Source organism: Amantichitinum ursilacus (assembly GCF_001294205.1).
In the GTDB taxonomy this organism is placed as follows: domain Bacteria; phylum Pseudomonadota; class Gammaproteobacteria; order Burkholderiales; family Chitinibacteraceae; genus Amantichitinum; species Amantichitinum ursilacus.
In genome coordinates this window covers 116,837-140,390 of record NZ_LAQT01000001.1, presented here as the reverse complement: position 1 = coordinate 140,390, position 23,554 = coordinate 116,837, and the positions used below count along the sequence as shown (strand labels likewise).

Here is a 23,554-nt window from a genome sequence, read left to right as displayed (position 1 = left end):
GCTTAGCGTTCTTCTTTGCCCGAAACCCAGATCGAAAAGATCAGCCACAGCGTATTAAAGAACGCGATCATGAAACCGAAAAAACCCAGCAGCGGCAGGCCAAACAAGGTCGGCCCAGCTTTCACCGTCATCACAATCGACGACCCGATAATCAGACAGCCCGTGACGATGCCCATGGTCAACCGGTTGGCGCTTTTGGCGATTTGCGTACCAAAGCGATCCAGCCGTTTCAGGTCCAGATCCACTTTGACATTGCCGCGCCGCGCCTGGCGGATCAGCTTGCCGATATCGCGCGGCAAGCCACTGATCAAATCCAGCGCCTCGGTCAGCCCGGCGCGCCCACGCTTGAGCAGGGCTTCGGGCTTGTAGCGTTCGATCATCACCTGACGCACAAACGGCGTGAGATGCTCGATCATCTGGAAGCCCGGATTAAGCTGGCGACCCAGGCCTTCCAACGTAATCAGCGCTTTAAACAGCAAGGTTAAATCAGCGGGCAGCGTAATTTCATGTTCGCGCATGATCATCGCCACGTCGTTCAGCAAAGCGCCAAACTGGATATCGCGCAGCGGCAGGTTTTCATAATTAAAGATAAAGCCGGCAATATCGTTGGCCAGCGATTCTTCATCGACCACCGTATCGCCCGTCCATTCCATCAATACTTCCAGAATGCCGTGCTCATCGCGCTTGGCCAGGGCAGCCAGCAAATCAACAATCTGATCACGGCGCTGATGCGGCAAGCGCCCCACCATGCCGAAATCAAGAAACGCAATCCGGTCGCCCGGCAGATATTTAACGTTGCCCGGATGCGGGTCGGCATGAAAATAGCCGTCAATCAGCACCATTTTCAGCACCGCATCGGCGCCACGGCGCGCTAACAACGCGCGGTCATAACCGCCCTGCTCCAGCCCGGCCAGATCATTGCCCGCCAGGCCGCCTATCCAGGTTTGCACCAGCATCCATTCATTGGTGTATTCCCAATGAATGGTCGGGATTTCAATATCGGCCGAACCCGCAAAGTTTTGCTGAAAGCGCTCCAGATTGCGCGCTTCCACCGATAGATTGAGTTCGCGTTTTAATGATTTGGAAAATTCGTCAACGATGCGCACCGGCTGATAACGGCGCGATTCGGGAAATTCAAACTCCATCAGCGCAGCAATCTGCCGCAGGATGCGCAAATCCGAATCAATTTTGCTGACGATGCCAGGGCGGCGGATTTTAAGCACCACTTCTTCGCCGGTTTTCAGCCGCGCCCGATGCACCTGCGCAATCGAGGCCGAGCCCACCGGAATCGGGTCCAGCTCATCAAAGATTTCGTGCGGATCGCGGCCCAGCACCAGCGTCAGTTCGGGCAGCAATTGGGCAAACGGCACCGGTGGCACGGCGCTTTGCAATTTTTCAAATTCAACAATCCATTCGGGTGTGAACACGTCCACGCGGGTGGCCAACACCTGGCCCAGTTTGATAAACGTCGGCCCCAATTCTTCCAGTGCGCGCCGCACCCGCACCGGGGGGTCCAGCAATTCAATGCCATGGTCGCCCGGCAGCCGCAACAAATCGCCGGCGCGTTCCAGCCCGCGCGCCAGGCCTAAGCGCTGCACCAGATTGCCGAGCCCATGCCGCATCAACACCGCAATGATTTCGCGGACGCGCGGCAGATCGCGCATGACGGTGAATGTTTCCTTGAGCATGGGATTCCGGTGAATTTTCAGAACGTATGAGGGTGGGCTGGCAACGGGCTGACGGCCCGCTAACTCGAACGGTGTCAAAGATAAACTATTTTGAGCAAAACACCATCCTGTGCCGCCCTACCCCAGCGCGATGGCACGACGGGCTGAAAAAATTGCAAACCCGCGTTTTAAAACGGGAACCAACCTCGACAGGCGGTATCGAACGCGCTCCGGCGCAGCCATCCAGCACCGCTTTTCGCGCCGTAACCTCACCGCATTGCGCGCCTGCAAACCCAGCAAAAATGCGCCTTGGCACGAAACCGTTCGTGACGCTAAGGCTTTACAGCGTTTTCGCTCATCCGATACAGTCTGGCCCCATGAAATGCTTACGGTTGATTATCGCCCTCTCCTTGGGCTTGACGATGTGCGGGGTTTGGGCGGACGACCTTCCCGCTGCGGCTTCCGCGCCCAGCGCGCAGGGCGGCGGTTGGGGGTCCAGCTCCAATGCCACTGCGGCGCCCAGCGGCAGTAGCAGCACGACCACGCCACGCACGCGTAAAGGCAGCGCCGAAAGTGCCCAGGAGGCCATCGGCAATACCAATTCCAACACAGGCGGCAACACCGCCGCGAACGATCCGGCCAACCCGGCCAACCCCAATGCCCCTGCGCAGAACTTGCTGCTGCAGGCCATGAGCCTGATTGGCGTCAAATACAAATGGGGCGGCAAAACGCCCGAACAGGGCCTGGATTGCAGCGGCTTTGTGCGCTACGTATTCCAGAACGCGCTCAATATCGCCCTACCGCACAATGCTCTGGCAATGAGCCAGTCCGGCCGCGACGTAGATAAAACCGAACTCAAACCTGGCGATCTGGTGTTCTTCAATACCTTGCGCCGCCGTTTTTCACACGTCGGCATTTATCTGGGCGACAACCGTTTTATTCATTCGCCGCGTACCGGTCGCGATATCGAAGTGGCCAATATGCAGCAGTCGTACTGGACCAGCCGCTTTGACGGCGCACGGCGCATTGAAGGCGTGGCGGGCGACGCGCCCAATCTGGCCAGCTTGCTGACCATGGCAGGCACTGCGCGCGAAGAAAATCGCGATCAGTCGTCGGCCGCAGCGGGCATCACCACCGCCGATGCGCCCAGCGAGGCCAGCTGCCGCAAAATCACCAAGGGCAAAGGCAAACACAAGCGCGTGGTATCGGTGTGCAGCAAACCCAAGACGACCAGCGCGAAAGCGGCGACGAGCACCAGCAAGTCGGGCAAGAAGGCTGCGCCGGTGAAGAAGTCGAGCGGCAAGAAGAAAAAGCGCTGATGAGGGTTGGATGCGCGGTGTTTGCTGCAATAAACCCTTAACGTTTAGCCTGTGATGCGCGTGCTTAACGCTTTGGGCTGCTGCGGTCCCATAGGGTGGGTCTAGACCCACCAGCCAAAGTGGCAAACAAGAACACCCGGGCCGAATCGCCCGCATGCTTGCGTTCTCGCGGAGGCATGCAAGAAACGTAGGGTGCGTACGAGCGGTAGTGAATTGTCGAGTAATTGGAGTGAGCATTCTTGCTTGCGGCTTTGGGTGGTGGGTCTTGACCCACCCTATGAACGTTGGCGGTTCGTGGCGGGAGCGGTGACAAGTTAGACAGCGGTGGCCGTGCGGGATAGGTGCGTTAAGCGGGCGGTGCGGATGTTCCTGTCGCAACCACGCCCACCCAATGTTGCGCAGCAACGAGGCAACCCCGGCATCCAGACAGCAGGCATTACCTGGCGAGGGAGGGGAAGGGAGACCCGTTTTTTTGGGGCTCCGTCCGACCGAAGTTCCGCGGAGCGGCAGCTGAGCTATGGAAGTGCAAGGCGGTCCGATTCGGCTTTTGACTTGCGGGCCCCCTGGCGAGCGAAGGATTCGCGAGTGGGGTCGCCTTTCTTTTGGTTACTTTTTCTTTGGCGAAGCAAAGTTGCACGATAAGTCTTCACTGAAAACCAACGTGCTCCCGGGCACCCCGGGTATCAAACCATGCGCCGCAGGCTCAAGCGTTTAAAGCCCGCCCAGCATCGCCAACCACTTCCCGCCGCAAAAATCATCGCGCGTAACTCTCCGTCGGCACAATCACCAACCCCGCCCGCTGCCCCACCGCCACATCCGGATTCGGAAAAATAATCCGCGCTCCCACTTCGTCCACGGTCCATGTCTGGTCGCCATCGCGCGCCAGCGGCTGCCCCTGGATCAGCGGGGTGAAGTTGTCCGTTTTTGCATCGATAAACAGCTCAAACGCCTCGCTGCGCTTGATGATCTCGCGTGAGACGCGGAACACCTGCATCGAGGCCGGCGCACTGTCGTCCATGGGCACTTCTCCGCCAATCAAGGCGCGCAAATGCGCTTCCATCTGGCTCAGGTCCAGCGCCGCGTTCTGGCCAAACGGCGCGGCGCGGCCCAGTTCGACGGTGAAGGCGGTAGCGCCACAATGGCGCGACGAGAAATATGAAAACGTCGGCGCCGTGCTGGTCTGCAGCAATACCGCCGACACCCCGCCACGCGCCAGCCGCGCCACCGCCGCCGGTTGAAAGTTCTGCCCTTCGTTCGGCCGCGGGTAGATCGCAAACTTTTCGATCTGCGAGCCATGGATGGCCGTGTGCAAATCGTAATGCAGGCGCGGCTTGTCATCCTGGATGGCGCGGCTGAAAAAGCGCATCAAGTGCATTTCCAGCATGGTGGCACGACGGCTTTCGTCGTCGTCGCTGGCTTCCGGAATGCGGCAGAACAGCCGGTTCATATCCTGTTGCACAAAGCGCGTGCCCGCGCGCAAGGCCGCCACATTGCCCAATACAAACATCACACGCGCACGCGGCTTCAGTTCGCCGCTCAGCAACGCGGCGATCAGCCTCTCCACCAGCTCCACCGGCGCAGTTTCGTTGCCATGCACACCGCACGAAATCACCAGATGCAGCGGACTGCTTTGCGGGTCGCGCGGCCCGAAGCGGATGACGCCCTCGTCCATGATCTGCACATTCGCGCCATGCGGCAGATAGAACGGCAGGCCCAGCGTGGTCTTGCCGGCCAGTGTTTGAGCCAGAAACGATCCCTGGAACATCGATGTCATCCTCTTTAATGGCGAAGCGGCTTGCGCCGCTGCGAGTTGATCTTGCGGGCGGATTGCCGTGGGAAGTGCTCCTGCTTATGCCCCGGCCAACTGGAACGGATAGATCGAGCCCGTTTGCAGAATGCCGGTCAGCTCGTCCAGCGCCGTGCGTACTTCCAGCAACAATTGCGGGTCGGCCAGATCGGCTTCGGTCAGCCGGTCGCGATAATGCTGGTCCACCCAGCCGTTCAGCCGGGCAAACTGCGCATCGTTCATCCAGCATGCCGGGTTCACTGCGGCCGCTTCGGTTTCGTTCAGCGCCACGCGCAAACGCAAGCAGGCCGGGCCGCCGCCGTTTTGCATGCTTTGTTTCAGATCAAACACCAGCAGCTCGTTGATGGGCCCACCGCTGTTAATCATTTGCTGCAGCCATGCCCACACCGCGGGCGTGTTCTGGCATTCCTGCGGCACCACCAGTTTCATGCGGCCGTTGGGGCCCGCCAGCAACTGACTGTTAAACACATACGATTTAACCGCGTCCGCCACCGAGACCGCTGCGGTCGGCACTTCCACCACGCGCAACGGCGCGCCCAGGCGTTGCTGCAATTCAGCATAGACGCCCGCCTGATTGACGAAAGCCTGCTCGTGGCAAAACAGCACATCCAGATTGCCGACGGCGATCACGTCGTTATGAAACACCCCAGCGTCGATCACCGAAGGCGACTGCTGCGCATACACCACGCGTTGCTCGCTCAGGCCATGCAAACGCGCCACGGCGGCGCTGGCTTCCAGGGTCTGGCGCGCCGGATAACGCTGCGGCTCTTGCGTGCCGCCCCACTGCTGGCGGCCGTACACAAAAAATTCGACGCCCGCCGCGCCGTATTCGGTGGCAAAACGCGTGTGGTTAGCCGCGCCCTCGTCGCCCATGGCCGGATGCATAGGCAGAGCGGCGTGGTGGGCAAAGTGCGCGTCGTTGTTGAATACCGCGCGCAAGGTGCGGCCGGTTTGTGCGTGTTCGATGGCGCGGTGAAACTTGTTTTGCAGATTGGCGACGGTGAAATGCACTTTGCCATCGCGCGTATCGGCCGACGGGCTGACCGTGGCGGCGTTGGCCGTCCACATGCTTGAGGCCGACGATACATTGGCCAGCAGTTGCGGCGCAGTCCGTGCGGCACTGGCGACCACCTCGGCATCGCTACCGCCAAAACCGAGCGCGCGCAGTACATCAACGGCGGGGCGTTCCTGCGGCGGCAAAATGCCCTGGTGATAGCCCATATCCGCCAGCGCCTTCATCTTGGCCAGGCCTTGTTTGGCCGCCTGCTGCGGATTGGCCGCCTTGTTGGCGTTGCTGGTCGAGGCCACATTGCCAAACGAATGGCCGCCGTAGTGATGGGTCGGCCCGACCAGGCCGTCAAAATTGGCTTCAAAAGCGCGCATCAAATCAGTCCTGAAAATCAGATAAAGACAAACAGTTACAGCGTCAGTCCGGGAGGCAACTGGCCCGGCAAGGTCAGCGCATTGCTTTCCAGCGATGCCACCGGCCACGCACAGTAATCGGCCGCGTACCACGCGCTGGGGCGATGATTGCCCGATGCGCCCACGCCACCAAACGGCGCCGCGCTGGAGGCCCCGGTCAACGGCTTGTTCCAGTTGACGATACCGGCGCGGCTTTCCAGCCAGAAGGTGCGATATTGCGCCTCGTCGTCGCTGAGCAAACCGGCCGCCAGACCATAGCGCGTGCGATTGGCCAGCGTGATCGCCTCGTTAAAATCGGCATAGCGCTGCACTTGCAACAGCGGCCCGAAATATTCGTCGTCGGGCAAGTGCGCCACATGCGTCACATCCAGAATGCCGGGCGACAACAACGCCGTGCCTTCCACCAGACGGCGCATGGTCAGGATGCTGGCGGCGCCCATCGCATGCAGCTCGGTTTGCGCTTTCAGCAATTGCTCGGCCGCGTGCAGCGAAATCACCGCGCCCATAAATGGCTGCGGCTCGGCATCCCACGCACCCACGGTGAGATTGCGCGTCACTTCGCTCAGCCGATCAATAAACGCATCGCCCCAACTGCCCTGCGGCACCAGCAGGCGGCGCGCGCAGGTACAGCGTTGGCCCGCCGACACAAACGCCGATTGCACCACGTGATGCAACGCCGCGTTGACGTCGGCCACCTGCTCCACAATCAACGGATTATTGCCGCCCATTTCCAGCGCCAGCATCTTGTCGGGCTGGCCGGCAAACTGGCGATGCAGGTGATAGCCGGTGGTGGCGCTGCCGGTAAACAACAGGCCATCAATGCCGGCATGTTTCGACAAGGCGATGCCGGTATCGCGCCCGCCTTGCAGCAGATTGAGCACGCCGGCAGGCAACCCCGCCGCCAGCCACAACTCGGCGGTTTTTTGTGCCACCAAGGGCGCCAGTTCGGACGGTTTGAAGACCACGCAGTTGCCGGCAATCAGCGCGGGCACGATATGGCCATTGGGCAAATGGCCCGGAAAATTATACGGCCCGAACACCGCCAGCACGCCATGCGGCCGATGGCGCAACACCGCCAGTGCATCGCCTTGCGTGGCCTCTTTGCTGCCAGTGCGTTCGTCCAGCGCGCGGATCGAGATATCCACCTTGTTGATCATGCTGGTCACTTCGGTCAGCGCTTCCCAGCGCGGCTTGCCGGTTTCCAGGCCGATGGTGTCGGCCAGCATGGCCTGGTTGGTCTTGAGCAATTCGGCAAAATTGCGCGCCACCGCCAGCCGCGCTTCGGGCTCTTGCCGCGCCCAGCTTTTGAAGGCGGCGCGCGCATTGGCCACGGCGGCATCCACCTCGGCAGCATTGGCGGCCTGGCCGTCCCACACGATGTGTTGCGTTACCGGGTTGCGTGATTGCCAGCGTTCGCCGCTACCGGCACGCCACTCACCATTGATCATCAGCATGAATCCAGCTCCGAATGGTTAATCGCTAAGGTTGGATAGCAAAACCGCCGCAGCGCCTTGTGGGCCTGCGGTCGATAAAAATCAGCTTGTGTGACTACCGTCAGATTACAAACAGAATAACGCCTGGCCGATCAAGCCGACAGCGGCACCGCGCGCACCACGTCGCCGTCTTCAATATCCAGCCGCGCCAGTACAGCGGCGGTCAGCGGCAGGCTGTCTTCCAGCGGCCGCGTTTGCGCCAGCGCACACTTAAAGCTGCCCAGTTTGCGATTGCTGACCAGCCACGGCACGCCCCCTTTGGGTTCGGCGTTGACGGCCAGCGCCTGGTACAGGCGGCTATCGCGGATGGCGCGGATATCTTTGAGCGGCGATTCCAGACTGGGGCCGGCGTCAAAGATGTCCACATAGCCGGAATATCTAAAGCCCTCGCCTTCCAGCAATTTGCGCGCCGGCCGCGTGCCCGGGTGCACCTCGCCGATGGCAGCTTGCGCTTCTTCGGACAGCAGGCAGGTGTAAATCGGATAGCTGGGCATTAATTCGGCAATAAACGATTTATCGCCGACATAAGACAGAAAATCAGCGCGCGCAAAATCCATTTTGAAGAAATGCCGGCCCAGACTTTCCCAGAATGGCGAACGGCCGTTTTCATCCGAAACCCCGCGCATTTCGGCAATCACGCGTTCGGAAAAACGTTCCGGAAATTCCGCCATAAACAAAAAGCGGCAACGCGACAACAAACTGCCATTACCGTCTTTGCGCCAATCGGGCAGCAAAAACAGCGAGCACAATTCGGATGCGCCAGTCAGATCGGAATTTAAAAACAACGTGGTCAGCTGTTTATAAATTTCCAGCTCACGCGAGGCATGCACTGCCAGCCCCACGCGATAGTTGTACCAGGTGTCGTGCATGCCGATGGCGGCTTCAATGCCCGAGGTGCCCACCAGCGTACCGGTGGTTTCATCTTCCAGCACAAAAAAGTAGCTGGCGTCGGCCAGATCGGGGCTGCCTTCCACCGATTGCGTGCTGGCAGCGATACGGGCGGCCAGCCGCTGCGGGTCCGCCGACAGGGTGGTTACGCCCACGCCCGCCGCCTGGGCCAGCGCCAGCAAACCATCCAGATCCGAGTCTTGCAAAAAACGTATGCGCATTTGATTTCCTTTAACTGCAGGGTAATGCACGGCTGCCGCAAGCAACCATTCGGTAAACCACTAACCGTTTGCAATAAAACAGCCAAATCATTCGTAAATCTTACAAATAAAGTCACAAATGCGCGCAATCAATAGGCCAGTTGTATCTGCGCCGCCCGGATGCTTGCGTTCGTAAGCGGGCTCATCTAGAAAGAAAATGACTATGACAAGAGGATAAGTCGTGAAAACCAGCTCTCCGGTTATTGGGTCGCTTTTTATCGCTTTTGCCGTCATTAATACGATCGCCCTCGCGCTGTTGGCCACCATCTGGTGGTATGGCCTGATTGCGGGCGGGGTGCTGGGCATTGCGCTACTGCTACTGGCGCGCGGCCTGCCGCAACCCAGTGCGGTGGTCGCCACCGACAGCTGGACCGCTGCGGCCGAGCCCGTCAGCAAAGGCGGTGGCTGGCCGCAGTTTCTCAGCGCCGTATTACCGTTGTGGGGCAAGCACGTACAACTGGCGCAAACGCAAATGGGCGATGCGACCAACAATCTGGTGCAACGCTTCTCGAATATCAATCAGAAGCTGTCCGACACGCTGGCGCATTCCGGCGCAGGCGGCACGCAGAATATCCATCTCACCATCAAGGATTCCGAACGCGATCTGTCCGGGATTATCGATTCGCTCAACCACGCCATTGCCGCGCGCGAATCGTTACTGGCCGAGGTCAACGGCCTGGCCAGCTATACCGACGAGCTGCAACGCATGGCCACCGACGTCGCCACCATCGCCCAGCAAACCAATCTGTTGGCGCTGAACGCCGCCATCGAGGCCGCACGTGCGGGCGAATCAGGCCGTGGCTTTGCCGTGGTGGCTGATGAAGTGCGCAAGTTGTCCACGCTGTCGGGCGAAACCGGCAAACGCATCAGCGAAAAAGTGCAACTGGTGAACGCCGCCATGCAGAACACGCAAAACATGACGCAGCGTTTTTCCAGCGAAGAAAGCCGGATGATCGGCGGCGCCGAAGGCATCATCCGCCAGGTGATTGCGCGCTTTGAAGAAACCACGCAAACGCTCAACGAAAACCTGCAGCGACTGGAACAAGACGGTCACGATGTGGAACGCGAAATCTCGGATGTGCTGGTCAATCTGCAATTCCAGGATCGCGTGCACCAGATTCTGGACCATGTCGGCAACGACATCACCAAGCTGCAACGCAGCGGGCATAACGACGAAGCGCCCGATACCGCGCGCTGGCTGGACGAATTGCAGCGCACCTATACCACGCTGGAGCAAAAAGCCGCCCACGGTGGTGGTGGCCAGAGTGCGGCTGCCAGCAATGCGTCCTCAGTCACCTTTTTCTGATCCGGCTTGATTGAAGGATTGGCCCAACCGCCGCAGGAGCCTGCATGAGCAAAACCATATTGGTCGTCGATGATTCCGCCAGCCTGCGTCAGGTGGTGGGCATCGCGCTTAAACAAGCCGGATATACCGTGGTCGAGGCCGTGGATGGCAAAGACGCGCTCAGCAAACTGGATGGCCGCAAGCTCAATCTGATTATCTCTGACGTCAACATGCCCAATATGGACGGCATCAGCTTTGTTAAAGCGGCCAAGCAATTGCCCGCCTACAAATTTACGCCCGTCATCATGCTGACCACCGAAGCGGAAGAGAGCAAAAAAATGGAAGGCAAAGCCGCGGGCGTGCGCGCCTGGGTGGTCAAACCGTTTCAGCCGCCCATCTTGCTGGACGCGGTGGCCAAGCTGATCCTGCCGTAACGCCACCTGCCGAGGTTGTCATGCCCTTACGTAGCGAAAACGACGGCCCGCAAGGCACGCTGCACATCGAAGGCGAATTCAATATTTATCAGGCCGATCAGCTCAAGCCCTTATTGCTGGCCGAATTGAGCGCCATGGAAAACATCACCGTGGATCTGGCGCAAGTGGAAGAAATCGACACCGCCGGCATCCAGCTGTTGTTGATGCTTAAACAAGAAGCGGCACGCCAGCAAAAAGCCATCAGTTTTATCAACCACAGCAAGCCGGTGCTCGAAGTGTTCGAGCTGTGCAATCTGGGCGGCCATTTTGGCGACCCGATGATTTTTACTCGCCCCTAGGCGGAGGCCGGCCATGGATTTGCAGGAAGCCCGCGGCACGCTGATCGAAGAAGCGCGCGAACTGCTCGACGCAATGGAAAACGCCTTGCTGCAGGTGGAATCGGGCGGCGATATCAACGATGCCGTCAACGCTGCCTTTCGCGCTGCGCACACCATCAAGGGCTCGGCCGGTTTGTTTGGTTTGGACAGCATAGTGGCGTTTACCCACACCAGCGAAAGCGTGCTTGACCGCGTGCGCGCCGGTGAACTGCTGATTGATGATCATCTGGTGACCTTGCTGCTGGACTGTCGTGACTACATCGGCCAGCTGATCGACGCCGTCGAAAGCGGCACCGAAGACACCGACCCCGACCCCACCGAGCGCGCCAGTTTGCTGGACCAGCTCAACAATTATCTGGGCCACCCGCACGCCAGCATGGGCGTGGCCGCTACCGTGCAGGCCGACCCGCTGGAGCGCGATGGCGATGCGCTCAACGTCGGCAATCATTACTGGCATTTGTCGTTGCGCTTTACGCCCGATGTGCTGCGCAACGGCATGGACCCCTTGTCGTTTCTGCGCTACCTGGGGCGTTTGGGCGAGATTGTTTATATCTATACGCTGACCGACAGCGTGCCCGCCGCCGCCGAGATGGACGCCGAAATCTGTTATCTCGGGTTTGAAGTCGAATTCGCCAGCGAGGCCGACAAAGCCACCATCGAAGGCGTGTTTGATTTTGTGCGTGATGAAAGCACCATCCGCATCCTGCCGCCGCGCTCGCGCGTGGAAGACTACATCGATCTGATCCGCAACCTGCCCGAATCACCACGGCGGCTGGGCGAAATCTTGCTGGCCTGTGGTTCGATTACCCAGGCCGAGCTGGATGAGATTCTGGCGCTGCAAGCGGGCGAGGCCGCCGGCCAGCCGCTGGGCACCTTGCTGGTGGAGCAACGCGTGGTGCATGCGCCCGTCGTCGCCGCCGCCTTGTCCACGCAAAAGCAGGTGCAAGAAAAAAAAGGCGCCGAGCAGAAATTCATCAAGGTGGAAGCCGGCAAGCTGGACCAGCTGATTACGCTGGTGGGCGAACTGGTGATTGCCGGCGCGGCCACGCGTTTGCTGGCCAGCCGCAGCGCCGATCTGGCCATGCTGGAAACCACCGCGCATCTGGGCACGCTGGTGGAAAGCATCCGCGATAGCGCGCTTGATTTGCGCATGGTGCAGATCAAGGAAATCTTTGATCGCTTTCCGCGCGTGGTGCGCGATGTGTCGAAAGAGCTCGGCAAAAAGATTGAGCTGCACGTGCACGGCGGCGATGCCGAGCTTGATAAAAGCATGGTCGACAAGCTGACCGACCCGCTGATGCACGTGGTGCGCAACGCCATTGATCACGGCATTGAAATGCCCGATGAGCGCGAACAAGTGGACAAGCCCGCGCACGGCAGCATCTGGCTCAACGCCTATCACGAGTCGGGTAGCATCGTGGTCGAGATTCGCGATGATGGCCGCGGGCTCAATCGCGAGCGCATCCGCGCCAAGGCGGTGGAGCGCGGCCTGATCAACGCCGATGCGCAGCTTAGCGACGAAGAAATCTGGCAGCTGATTTTTGAGCCCGGCTTTTCCACGGCGGAAAAGGTCACCAACTTGTCCGGCCGCGGCGTGGGCATGGATGTGGTCAAACGCAACATTCAGGAATTGCGCGGCGACGTTGAACTGTCGTCAAAGCAAGGCCACGGCACCACCCTGCGCATCCGCCTGCCGTTAACGCTGGCGATTATCGATGGCTTCCAGGTGATGGTGGGCGAATCGGTGTTCGTCATTCCGCTGGAACTGGTGGTGGAATGCGCCGATCTGGGCAGCCACGACATCCTGCATGACATCGTTAATCTGCGCGGCCAGCCGCTCAGTTTTATCCGCTTGCGCCAGCTCTTTGAAATGCCGCCCCCGCCCGCAGGCACGCGCGAAAGCCTGGTGGTGGTGCAATACGGCCAGGCGCGCGCCGGGCTGGTGGTGGACAAACTGCTGGGCGAAGTCCAGGCGGTGATCAAGCCGCTGGGCCAGCTGTTTCGCCACGCCCGTGTGATTGCCGGCTCCACCATTCTGGGCGATGGCCGCGTCGCGCTGATTCTGGATATTGCCCAACTGATCCATCACACCACTCACGACCGTACAACGACCCTGCCCAACCCCGGCCGCTAATGCGGCCAGCCCAGGAGAAAAACCATGCAATGGTTTTTGCAGCTCAAACTGGCCAGCAAACTGGTCATTACCTTCACCATCGTGGCGTTGATCGGGGTCTTGATCGGCGTGGTCGGGCTTAGCCGGGCCATGATGCTGGGCAATATGCTGGACAGCACCTACAACGACAACCTGGTGCCCGTGGCCATGTTTGGCGAGAGCAAGTTCCAGCTCGACGAACACTATCGGCGTTTGTATGTGGCGATGCTGGAGCCTGACGCCGGCGAACGCGCCAACCAGATCCAGCGCATGCTGGACACCGAACGCAAAGTGACTGCGGCGGTTGAGGCCGACAAACAGACCGTCACCACAGCGCATGAGCGTGATTTACTGGCGCAGTTTGATTCGGCCTGGCCGGTGTATCTGACATCGGCGCACAAAGTGGCGCAGATGTTGCGCGACAACAAGAAAGACGATGCCTTTACCGTCATCCGCAATGAGACCAAGCCGCAGTATGACAAGGTGGCGGGCGTCATCACCGGCCTGAATGACGAAAACCAGAAGAACGCCAAAGATGCCCACGAACGCGCCGGCGGTGTGGTGCATGAAGTGACGGTGCTGCTGATCATCATCATGCTGATTGGTTTTATCGTGGCAATTGCGCTGGGGCTGCTGGTCACGCGCATTATCACGCGCCAGGTGGGCGGCGAGCCCGATACCGCCGTCGATGCCTTGCGCCGCCTGGCCGAAGGCGATCTGGCGATCCGCATCCATCTGCGCCAGGGCGACGAAAGCAGCATGTTGTTCAGCCTGCAGCAAACCATTAGCCGGCTGGCGGGCATCATGACCGATCTGCACCAGTCGGCCGATTCGCTGGCGTCGCTCAGTGAAGAAGTGGCCGCCTCGGCGCAATCGCTGTCGCAAACCGCGTCCGAGCAGGCCGCCAGCATCGAGGAAACCAGCGCGTCGCTGGAAGAACTGACCTCCACCGTGTCGCAAAACAGCGAAAACGCGCGCGTCACCGAAGGCATTGCGCGGCAATCGTCCAGCCACGCCACCGAAGGCGGCAAGGCCGTGCGCGATACCGTGTCGGCCATGCGCGAAATCGCCAAGAAAATCAGTATCGTCGATGACATCGCCTACCAGACCAATCTGCTGGCCCTGAACGCCGCCATCGAAGCCGCACGCGCGGGTGAACATGGCAAAGGCTTTGCCGTGGTCGCGGCCGAAGTGCGCAAGCTGGCCGAACGTAGCCAGGTAGCGGCGCAAGAGATTTCCGAACTGGCGGGCAATAGCGTGGACAAGGCCGAACAAGCGGGCAATCTGCTGGAACAGATGTTGCCGTCGATCCAGCGCACCGCCGATCTGGTACAAGAGATTGCCGCCGCGTCGTCCGAGCAATCGCAAGGCATCGAGCAAATCAATATGGCGGTCAGCCAGCTGACCAATGTGACGCAAGTAAATGCCAGCTCGGCCGAAGAATTGACCTCGACCTCGGAAGAACTGAGCTCGCATGCGGCCAAGGCGCAGGACATCGTCAGCTTCTTCCGGCTGGAGGGCCAGACGGGGCGCGTGGGCGGCGGCGGTAGCGCAGGCGTAACGCCGCGCGTGGGCGGCGTGGCCAAACGCAGTTTTCACGGCAACGGCGCCGCACCGCGTTCCCCGGTCCGCCATGCCAGCACGCGCCATGATGTGGCTGGCGATCCGGACGAAAATGAATTCACCCGCTTCTGAGGCCGACCATGCCCGCCGCTAACCTCCCCGCCACCACCGCTGGCAGCAATCTGCCCGGCGAGGACCAGCAGTACCTGACGTTTACGCTGGGCGCCGAAGTGTTCGCCATCGTCATCGACCATATCAAGGAGATTATCGAATACAGCGCCGTCACCCAGGTGCCGCTGATGCCCTCGTTTGTGCACGGTGTCATCAACCTGCGCGGCTCGGTGTTGCCGGTGATCGATCTGTCGATCCGCTTTGGCCGCGCTGCCACGCCGGTGGGCCGTAGAACCTGTGTGGTAGTGCTTAATCTGGAATTTGCCGGCGAAACGCACGCCGTCGGCATGCTGGTGGACGCCGTCAATGCCGTCATCGAAATCCCCGCCAGCCAGATCGAGCCCGCGCCGAGCTTTGGCACGCCATTGCGCGCCGAATTTATTGCCGGCATGGGTAAGGTCAACAATCAGTTTGTGATTTTGCTGGATGTGGCGCACGTGTTGTCGCTGGAAGAAATGAGCTCGCTGGTCACCGGCGCGCCCGCTGCGGCTGCGGCTGCGGCTGAGGACTGAGACCCCCACCCGCTCATGCACACCACGCCGATCACTCGCAAAGAGTTCGAACTGTTTCAGCGCTATCTGCATCAGCACATTGGCCTGTCGCTGCCCGAGAGCAAGCAGATGATGCTGTCGCAGCGGCTGGGCAAACGGTTGCGCGTTAACCAGTGTGAAAGCTATGGCGCGTATTTTGAGCTGATCCGCCAGGACCGTAACGCGCAAGAACTGCAGATCCTGATTGATCTGATCACCACGCACGAAACGTATTTCTTTCGTGAACCCAAACATTTTGACGCACTGTACGCCATGGTGCCGCCTACCCTCACCGGCCGCGACAAGGTGCGCGTGTGGAGCGCGGCGTCCTCCAGCGGCGAAGAAGCGTATTCGGCCGCCATGGTGTTGGCGGGCGTGCTGCCGCCCAGCCAATCGTGGGAGATTCTGGGCACCGACATCAGCACGCAGGTGCTAGAGACCGCGCGTCGTGGCTTGTACAGCCTGGACCAGGCAGAACGGATTCCTCCGGCCTATCTCAAAAAGTGGTGTCTTAAAGGCAAGGGCCGTTACGACGGCACCTTGCTGATCGATAAAAACCTGCGCCGCCATGTCAGCTTTCGCCCGTTTAATCTCACCGGCGCTTTGCACGAGCTCGGCCTGTTTGATGTGATCTTTTTGCGCAATGTGACCATCTATTTTGACCCGCCCACCAAGCGGCGCGTGGTCGAGCAAGTGACCGAACAATTGCGGCCCGGCGGCTGGCTGATGATGGGCCACGCCGAGCCTTTGCTGGATCGATATAGCGGACTGGAGCAAATCACGACGGCGATCTACCGGAAAACGCATGCATAGTATTTTTGTAATGCCGGGCGAGATCTGGTTTGGCCCGGCGCCGGGCCGCATCCATACCTTGTTGGGCTCGTGTCTGGCCATGACGGTCTGGCACCCGGGCCAACGCGTGGGCGGCCTGTGCCATTTTCTGCTGCCAACCAGCGGCCGCGCGCGCCAGCCGGGGCAGTTGCTTAACCCGCGCTACGGCGATGACGCCATGGACGCGCTGCTGTCTTATATGCAGGACGCCCGCCTGCCCGCGCGCGAATTTGAATACAAGCTGTTTGGCGGCGGCAGCTTTATGAGCCTGCCCCGGCGCAACAACACGCCGGTGGGCGTCAAGAACATCGCCGGCGCGCGCGGCTGGCTGCAACGCCAGGGCCTGAGCGCCACGGTGGAGGATGTGGGCGGCGAAGAATCGCGCCGCATTGTGCTGGATCTGGACACGGGCGCCGTCTGGGTGCATTACGCGGGAATCGCGCCGCCCGCGCCGACTATGATGAATGATTAGCGAGCCAACGCTCGCGTCCGGGAGGAAGTACCCATGGCGATTAAAGTCATGATCGTGGACGATTCTGCGGTGGTGCGGCAGGTGATGCAGGAAACCTTGTCCAAGGCGGCCGACATCCAGATTATCGGCACCGCGCCCGATCCGATCTTTGCGCGCCAGAAAATGGAACGCGAATGGCCCGATGTGATCGTGCTGGATATCGAAATGCCGCGCATGGACGGGCTGACCTTTTTGCGCCAGCTGATGGCGGAACGGCCCACGCCGGTGGTGATTTGCTCCTCGCTGACCGAAAAAGGCGCGGAAACCACCATGCAGGCGCTGGCCAGCGGCGCGCTGGGGATCATCACCAAACCCTCGATCGGCGTGCGCGATTTTATTCAGGATTCGGCCTCTGACCTGATCCAGGCCGTCCGCGCCGCTGCCGCCGCCCGGCTGGGCCGCATTCGCGCTGCACCCACCGCCAATCAGGTTCCAACCTCCGCTGCCAATCTGGCCGCCAAGCGCGCGTCCTCGGAGGCCGCATTGCATGGCGAACGCATGAACGCGCCCAAGCTGACCGCCGACGCCATCCTCGACGCCCCCGGCAGCGGCGCGATGATCCAGACCACCGAGCGCATCGTGGCCATAGGCACCTCCACCGGCGGCACCCAGGCGCTGGAAGAAATCCTGACCGCGATGGGCTCGCACAGCCCGGCCATCGCCATCGTGCAGCACATGCCGGAGAAATTTACTTCGAGCTTTGCCGCGCGGCTGAACGGGCTGTCCAAACTGGAAGTGAAAGAAGCGCAAAACAATGACCGCATGCGCCCAGGCCGCGCGCTGATTGCGCCGGGCGGCAAGCACATGCTGGTCAAGCGCAGCGGTGCGCAATATTACGTGGAAGTGATCGACGGCCCGCTGGTCAGCCGGCATCGGCCCTCAGTGGATGTGTTGTTCCGCTCGGTGGCCAAGTCGGCCGGGCGCAATGCGGTCGGCTTTATCATGACCGGCATGGGCGACGACGGCGCGCACGGGCTGAAGGAAATGCACGACGCCGGCGCGCGCACGTTTGCCCAGGATGAGAACACCTGCGTGGTATTTGGCATGCCCAAAGAGGCGATCAAGCTCGGCGGCGTGGACGACATCGTGCCGCTGGACCGCATTGCCGGGCTGATTACGGGATACGCCACCAAATGACCGGCACGGCGCCCGCCTCGTTTACTTTTGCGGTGATCGACGACAGCACGCTGCAACGGCGCGCTGCGGTCGAACTGTGCCGCATGCTGGGCGGGCAATTGTTGGGCGAAGCCGACGACGGCAATGCCGGGCTGGCGATGTTGCAAAGCCTGGCCGCCGCGCCGCAAGTGCTGATCATCGATCTGGAAATGCCGAATATGGACGGCATTGAGATGATCCAGCAACTGGCGCATCTGGCGCTGCCAATTCATCTGGTGATTGCCAGCTCGCGCGAATCCAACCTGCTCTCCACCGTGGAAACCATGGTGCAAGCGGTGGGCATGCAGGTGCTGGGCGCATTACGCAAACCGCTGACGCTCAGCGCGCTGGAACATGCGCTGAGCAAATTTCAGCCCACGCCACCTGCACGCCGCCAGGCCAGCCCCGATATCGCCGTCAGTGTGCAGGAGCTGACCGAGGCCATCGAAAATGGCGAGTTGATCAATTACTACCAGCCCAAGGTGACGCTGCATTCGGGCGTCATCAAAGGCGTGGAAACGTTGGTGCGCTGGCAGCACCCCAGCAAGGGCATGATCATGCCGATGCAGTTTATTGCGCTGGCCGAGAAACACGGTCTGGTCGATGCGCTAACACTGCGCGTGCTGGATATGGCGCTGGCGGCGTGTCGGCGTTGGCACGATGGCGGGCTGAAATTGTCTGTGGCCGTCAATCTGTCGGCGCGCTCGCTGGCCAATACGCATCTGGCCGACGACATTGTGCGGCGCGTGCAGGCCAGTGGCGTCGACCCGCATTTGCTGGTGATGGAAATTACCGAAAGTGCGGTGATGGATGATCTGGGCGCGTCGCTGGCCACGCTGGCGCGCTTGCGCCTGAAAGGTATCGGATTATCCATTGATGATTACGGCACCGGGTTTTCCTCAATGCAGCAGCTCAGCCGTGTGCCGTTTACCGAGTTGAAGATCGATCGCGCCTTTGTCGATGGCGTCTCAGAAAAGCCGCAGCTGCGCGTGATATTGGAAAGCGCGGTGGCGATGGCGCGCAAATTGCAGATCACCTCGGTGGCCGAAGGCGTGGAGACGCTGGAAGACTGGCGCTTGCTGCAAGCGCTGGGCTGCGATCTGGGCCAGGGCTATTTTGTGGCGCGGCCGATGCCCGGACCCGATCTGGTGGGCTGGCTTAAACAGAACAGCGCCCGGCTGAAGGCGGCGTGCCAGCAGCCGTAGCCGCAGCAAAATATCACTCCCTCGTTGGGTTTTTACCGTCCCACGCACCAGAACGTATCGTATTTCGCTACTTTGTTATGCCATGTGGATATTGACGCTGGTGCCACATACACTGCGCTCACCGCATAACAAACAACGGGAAAACGATCATGAATAGCCAACAGCACCACAATGCCCCGACGGGCGCATTTATCGCCGCTTCATGGGTAGCGTTATTGCTAGGTATGGGCGCTTATTTGCTCGGTTTGTGGAATGGCGCAATGCAATTGAATGAACGCGGTTATTACCTGGTGGTGATGTTGTACGGTTTGTATTCGGCTATTTCGATTCAGAAAAGCGTGCGTGATCGGCAAGAAGGCATTCCTGTCACCGCAATGTATTACGGCTTGAGCTGGTTCTCGGTGCTGACCTCGGTCAGCCTGCTGGGTATCGGTTTGTATAACGCCAGCTTGCAGTCCAGCGAAAAGGGTTTCTATGCCATGGCCTTTACGCTGGCCCTGTTTGGCGCAATTGCGGTACAAAAAAATACACGTGACTTGAACGCGGCGCGCGCATTGCGTTCAGAGTAAAGGCCGCCTGGACGCCAGCCGTGTTTTGATCCGGGCGTGATTTGATCAACGCTGATTAATACGCCCGGAGCTACGGCTGGCTTTCTGGCCCACGGATTTAGAACCATGCTGCGCTCACTGTTTACTGCCCTGTCTGTTACTGCGTTTCTGGCCGCCCCCGCCCCCGCCCCCGCCCTCGCCGCCAATGTCATTCCAGACCCGCACGCCAATGCATCTTATGGCGCGGAGCTGGAAGGATTTGATTATCCGTATCCGGTACAGCGTTATCGCTTTAGCTCGCAAGGTCAGGCGTTGCAGATGGCGTATATGGACGTGCAACCCAGCGGCAAAGCCAATGGCCGCACCATGCTGCTATTGCATGGCAAAAACTTTTGTGGCGCAACGTGGGATAGCAGTATCAAAGCATTAAGCGACGCGGGATATCGTGTACTGGTGCCGGATCAGATAGGCTTTTGTAAATCGAGCAAACCGGAACATTATCAATACACATTCCAGCAATTAGCCAATAACACGCATGCATTATTGCAATCGCTGGGTATAGACCAGGTCACAGTATTAGGACATTCCACCGGCGGGATGTTGGGTATCCGCTATAGCTTGATGTATCCGCAAGAGGTGCAGCAATTGGCGCTGGTGAATCCCATCGGGCTGGAAGACTGGAAAGCCAAAGGCGTGCCCTCAATCACCGTGGACCAATGGTATGCGCGTGAATTAAAAGTCAACGCAGCGGGCCTTCGTGACTACGAACGCAATACCTATTACGCCGGGCAATGGCGCGAGGATTATGAGCCTTGGGTGCAAATGCTGGCGGGTTTGAATCGCGGGCCAGGGCATCGACTGGTGGCGTGGAATTCAGCATTGCTGTACGACATGATTTATACCCAGCCCGTGGTGTATGAATTGCCGCAATTAAAGATGCCGGTTTTATTGCTGATTGGTGATAAAGACAATACTGCCATCGGCAAAGATCTGGCTGCGCCGGAGATTCGGAGCCAATTGGGCAATTACCCGGTATTGGCGCATGAAGCGGCCAGGCAAATTCCGCACGTTAAATTGATTGAATTCCCCGACTACGGCCATGCCCCGCAAATGCAAGACCCGACGGCATTCCATAAAGCGCTTTTGGGTGCGCTGCAATAGGGTGGGTCAAGACCCACCAATCAAAGCCGCCGATTAAACCCGCAATTTATGCGTTCTTCTTGATGGCTTTGAATGGTGGGTCATGATCCACCCTATGCCTTATTCCGTCAGCAGCGCGGCGGTTTGTGGCGGCGGTTCGATGACCGGGGCGACACCCACCGGTTCTTCCAGCCGCACCTGCTCGATCTCTTCAAACCGGCGCGAAATCTTATCGCTGGTAATCGAAACCTGCTGCGCATCTTCGTGCGCCTGGCGGATATGCGTGGCCAGTCGCTTCATACGGTCGTCAAAGCGGCCAAATTCGGTACCCAGGCGGCCCAAGGCTTCTTTGATGATGTGTACCTGTTTGCGCGTTTCCACATCCTTGATCACCGCGCGCGCCGTATTCAGCACCGCCATCAGCGTGGTCGGCGACACAATCCACACGCGCGCTTTCATCGCGTATTGCACCAGATCGGCGTGATAGGCGTGGATTTCGGCAAACACCGCTTCAGCCGGCACAAACATCACCGCGCCATCCGAAGTCTCGTTGGGGATGATGTATTTGCTGGAAATATCATCGATATGCTTTTTGATATCGGCCTTGAACAAGCGCTGGGTGGCGATCTTGTCGGCGTTCGGCTCAAACATGCGGTGATAGTTTTCCAGCGGGAATTTGGCATCCACCGCCACCAGCCCGGTCGGCTCGGGCAAGCGCAACAGGCAATCAACGCGCGTGCCGTTCGATAGCGTGGCCTGCAGTTCGTACACCTGCGCCGGCAATACATTGCGCACCAGGCTTTCCAGCTGCACTTCGCCAAACGCGCCGCGCGAACGTTTGTCGCCCAGCAGCTCTTGCAGGCTGACCACGTTGGTGGTCAGGCCATCGATCTTTTTCTGTGCTTCGTCGATGGTGGCCAGCCGCGCCATCACATTGGCGAAAGTTTCGTTGGTCTTCTTGAAACCCTCTTCCAGCCGTTCGGTGACCTTGCCGGAAATCTCGCCCAGGCGCGTATCGGCGGTGGCGGTCAATTGCTGCACCGAGGTGGTTAGTTGCGTGCTGGAGGCGGCCAGCGCTTCGCGCATCTGGTCCATTTCGCGTTTGGATTGCTCGGCCAGCATGGTGGAGAGCTTGACCAGGATTTCTTCGCGCAACGCATCCTGGCGCTGTTGCAGACTGGCGGCGATCTCGCCCAGTTGGCGCACCACTTGCTCGCGCGTATCGCTCAGCGATTCGGCCAGCGACAGCTTTAGCGAGCTGGCCGCGTCGGTTTGCGCCAATTGCAGCGCGTTGGAGGCCTCGGTTTGCGCCAGCTTGAGCGCATTGGATGATTCCGCCTGCGTGGCCTGCATTTTTTCGAGCGCGCCGCGCGTGGCACCGAGTTCGGTACCGACGCCGCCACGCAGTCGATCAAACGATTCACCCATGCTGTCGCGCAGACGATCGCCAGTGCGCGCCACGCTTTCGTTAAGCAGGTTGCCGTGATTGGCCAGTGCCTGATGGATGCTTTCGCTCTGGCGCGCCAGGCCGCGATGGAATTCGGCCAGCGTTTCCTTTTGCTGCTCCTGGATTTCAGAGACCAGCGCCTCCAGCACTTGCTGCTGTGTGCGCGACAGTTGCTGCAATTTGATGACCACCAGCACGCCAGCCAGCAAAGCCACCAGCGTGGTTACCGCGAACAGAATATCGACCATTACCGTACAGTCCCGCCTGCAAAACCCGCGATTGTAGGCCGCCCGGCCCGGCACAACCAGCATGCCGGACTAAATCTGCACACCATTGAACCGGTGCGCGCCGGGGCGGTCCATCGCAACGCGAGTGGGTTGAATCCCGGAAGCCCAGCGACGACGTTACCGCCATCTGACCAAAACCGAAAGCGCCCCGTGGCTTTTTTGCAAACACGAAACGCCCGATTTACAACAGCGCCCCTGCGCCCGCATCGCGCGGCCCCCCGATAAACCCCGCTATAATCCGCCCCATGCATACCGTTACCGTTTTCCGCACCCTGCTGCTGGCCATGATGGCCAGTGTCTTGTTCGTTCTAACGCCTGCCTACGCGGCGTCGGGCGGCCAGATGGATATGTCGGGCGTGCAACGCACGGCCGCCGACTGGCTGGAAACCCAACTGAACCAGGGCCCTAATCCCGGCACCTATACCTTTGGCAAAGTCGATGCCCGCTTGCGGCTGGAAGCCTGCGAGCGAATGGACGTGCAGGTGGCGCCGGGTTATCGACTGGCGGGCAAAAGCATGTTGCGTGTGCGCTGTGTGCAAGGCGCCAGTTGGGCCGTCAATCTGCCGGTGGCCATCAGTGTGCAAGCCACTTATTACGTCGCCGCGCGGCCGCTGGCGGCGGGCCATACGCTGACCGAGGGCGATCTGAACCCCACTACCGGTGATCTGGGCGCGCTGCCTGGCAGTGTGGTGCTGGATCCCAACGAGGCACTGGGCCGCACGCTGGCCACCGCTGTGGCCGCCGGTGCACCGGTGCGCAACGAAATGCTACGTGCCGCCCTGGTCATCCAGCAGGGCCAGAAAGTGCGTGTTACCTATCGCAGCGACACGCTGGAAATCAGCAATGACGGCGTGGCGCTTAACAGCGCCAGCGCGGGCCAGACTGTGCGCGTGCGCATTGGCCAATCGACCATCGTGCAAGGCCTGGCGCGTGACGGTGGCCTGGTCGAGGTGACCGAATAAGCCGCCCACCGCCCGGCAGCGGCTGCGTGCGCCTATCCCCGGATGTAGGCGTGGGCGCACCGACTACCCGGTCTGCGCCTGACAAACCGGCCCCCGCCAG

At 60.1% G+C, this 23,554-nt stretch carries 20 protein-coding genes; 14 read left to right on the top strand and 6 right to left on the bottom strand.

What is annotated here, in order from left to right; all coding sequences use genetic code 11:
- Window positions 1–2: 2 nt before the first annotated feature.
- Window positions 3–1,688, bottom strand: coding sequence for an ABC1 kinase family protein (locus WG78_RS00610; protein ID WP_053935848.1), 1,686 nt, complete (start codon window positions 1,686–1,688; stop codon window positions 3–5).
- A 356-nt stretch (window positions 1,689–2,044) separates the two neighbouring features.
- Between WG78_RS00610 and WG78_RS00605 the strand changes: the two genes are divergently transcribed.
- Window positions 2,045–2,986: a C40 family peptidase gene (locus WG78_RS00605; RefSeq protein WP_053935847.1), complete on the top strand. Its 942-nt coding sequence runs from the start codon at window positions 2,045–2,047 to the stop codon at window positions 2,984–2,986.
- 754 nt (window positions 2,987–3,740) lie between these two features.
- On the opposite strand, the gene astE is transcribed toward WG78_RS00605, so the two are convergent.
- The 4 genes from astE to astA all read right to left on the bottom strand — a co-directional run bounded on the left by astE (window position 3,741) and on the right by astA (window position 8,817).
- Window positions 3,741–4,751 (bottom strand): succinylglutamate desuccinylase, encoded by a 1,011-nt coding sequence (gene astE / locus WG78_RS00600; protein WP_053935846.1) that lies wholly within the window; start codon window positions 4,749–4,751, stop codon window positions 3,741–3,743.
- A gap of 84 nt (window positions 4,752–4,835) precedes the next feature.
- Complete coding sequence (astB, locus tag WG78_RS00595; RefSeq protein ID WP_053935845.1) at window positions 4,836–6,176, bottom strand: N-succinylarginine dihydrolase; 1,341 nt, start codon at window positions 6,174–6,176, stop codon at window positions 4,836–4,838.
- A gap of 35 nt (window positions 6,177–6,211) precedes the next feature.
- A complete protein-coding gene (gene astD, locus WG78_RS00590) occupies window positions 6,212–7,669 on the bottom strand; it encodes a succinylglutamate-semialdehyde dehydrogenase (RefSeq protein ID WP_053935844.1) in 1,458 nt (485 codons plus the stop codon).
- A 131-nt stretch (window positions 7,670–7,800) separates the two neighbouring features.
- A complete protein-coding gene (gene astA, locus WG78_RS00585) occupies window positions 7,801–8,817 on the bottom strand; it encodes an arginine N-succinyltransferase (protein ID WP_053935843.1) in 1,017 nt (338 codons plus the stop codon).
- A gap of 220 nt (window positions 8,818–9,037) precedes the next feature.
- Between astA and WG78_RS00580 the strand changes: the two genes are divergently transcribed.
- From WG78_RS00580 to WG78_RS00525, 12 genes are all read left to right on the top strand, one after another.
- A complete protein-coding gene (locus tag WG78_RS00580; RefSeq protein WP_053935842.1) occupies window positions 9,038–10,162 on the top strand; it encodes a methyl-accepting chemotaxis protein in 1,125 nt (374 codons plus the stop codon).
- A 44-nt stretch (window positions 10,163–10,206) separates the two neighbouring features.
- The gene (locus WG78_RS00575; protein WP_053935841.1) at window positions 10,207–10,575 is read left to right on the top strand and encodes a response regulator; all 369 of its coding nucleotides are present in this window, start codon (window positions 10,207–10,209) and stop codon (window positions 10,573–10,575) included.
- Window positions 10,576–10,595: 20 nt separating this feature from the next.
- Entirely contained in the window at window positions 10,596–10,913 is a 318-nt protein-coding gene (locus WG78_RS00570) for an STAS domain-containing protein (RefSeq protein ID WP_053935840.1), read from the top strand.
- A gap of 13 nt (window positions 10,914–10,926) precedes the next feature.
- Window positions 10,927–13,086, top strand: a complete 2,160-nt coding sequence (locus WG78_RS00565) for a chemotaxis protein CheA (RefSeq protein WP_053935839.1) — start codon at window positions 10,927–10,929, stop codon at window positions 13,084–13,086.
- A 24-nt stretch (window positions 13,087–13,110) separates the two neighbouring features.
- Entirely contained in the window at window positions 13,111–14,799 is a 1,689-nt protein-coding gene (locus WG78_RS00560; RefSeq protein ID WP_053935838.1) for a methyl-accepting chemotaxis protein, read from the top strand.
- Window positions 14,800–14,807: 8 nt separating this feature from the next.
- Complete coding sequence (locus WG78_RS00555) at window positions 14,808–15,350, top strand: chemotaxis protein CheW (RefSeq protein ID WP_053935837.1); 543 nt, start codon at window positions 14,808–14,810, stop codon at window positions 15,348–15,350.
- Between the two features lie 15 nt (window positions 15,351–15,365).
- On the top strand, window positions 15,366–16,181 hold the full coding sequence (locus WG78_RS00550) for a CheR family methyltransferase (RefSeq protein WP_053935836.1): 816 nt from the start codon (window positions 15,366–15,368) through the stop codon (window positions 16,179–16,181).
- A complete protein-coding gene (locus WG78_RS00545) occupies window positions 16,174–16,671 on the top strand; it encodes a chemotaxis protein CheD (protein ID WP_083458659.1) in 498 nt (165 codons plus the stop codon). The genes WG78_RS00550 and WG78_RS00545 overlap by 8 nt, the downstream gene beginning before the upstream one ends.
- Window positions 16,672–16,704: 33 nt before the next feature.
- Window positions 16,705–17,847, top strand: a complete 1,143-nt coding sequence (locus WG78_RS00540; RefSeq protein ID WP_053935834.1) for a protein-glutamate methylesterase/protein-glutamine glutaminase — start codon at window positions 16,705–16,707, stop codon at window positions 17,845–17,847.
- Window positions 17,844–19,070 (top strand): EAL domain-containing response regulator, encoded by a 1,227-nt coding sequence (locus WG78_RS00535; protein ID WP_053935833.1) that lies wholly within the window; start codon window positions 17,844–17,846, stop codon window positions 19,068–19,070. The genes WG78_RS00540 and WG78_RS00535 overlap by 4 nt, the downstream gene beginning before the upstream one ends.
- A 149-nt stretch (window positions 19,071–19,219) precedes the next feature.
- Complete coding sequence (yiaA, locus tag WG78_RS00530) at window positions 19,220–19,639, top strand: inner membrane protein YiaA (RefSeq protein WP_053935832.1); 420 nt, start codon at window positions 19,220–19,222, stop codon at window positions 19,637–19,639.
- Between the two features lie 105 nt (window positions 19,640–19,744).
- The gene (locus WG78_RS00525; protein ID WP_053935831.1) at window positions 19,745–20,779 is read left to right on the top strand and encodes an alpha/beta fold hydrolase; all 1,035 of its coding nucleotides are present in this window, start codon (window positions 19,745–19,747) and stop codon (window positions 20,777–20,779) included.
- A 99-nt stretch (window positions 20,780–20,878) separates the two neighbouring features.
- Here the strand turns inward: WG78_RS00525 and WG78_RS00520 are convergent, their stop codons facing one another.
- Window positions 20,879–22,453, bottom strand: a complete 1,575-nt coding sequence (locus tag WG78_RS00520) for a DNA recombination protein RmuC (RefSeq protein ID WP_083458658.1) — start codon at window positions 22,451–22,453, stop codon at window positions 20,879–20,881.
- Window positions 22,454–22,737: 284 nt separating this feature from the next.
- On the opposite strand from WG78_RS00520, the gene flgA reads away from it, so the two are divergent.
- The gene (gene flgA, locus WG78_RS00515) at window positions 22,738–23,454 is read left to right on the top strand and encodes a flagellar basal body P-ring formation chaperone FlgA (RefSeq protein WP_053935830.1); all 717 of its coding nucleotides are present in this window, start codon (window positions 22,738–22,740) and stop codon (window positions 23,452–23,454) included.
- Window positions 23,455–23,554 lie beyond the last annotated feature (100 nt).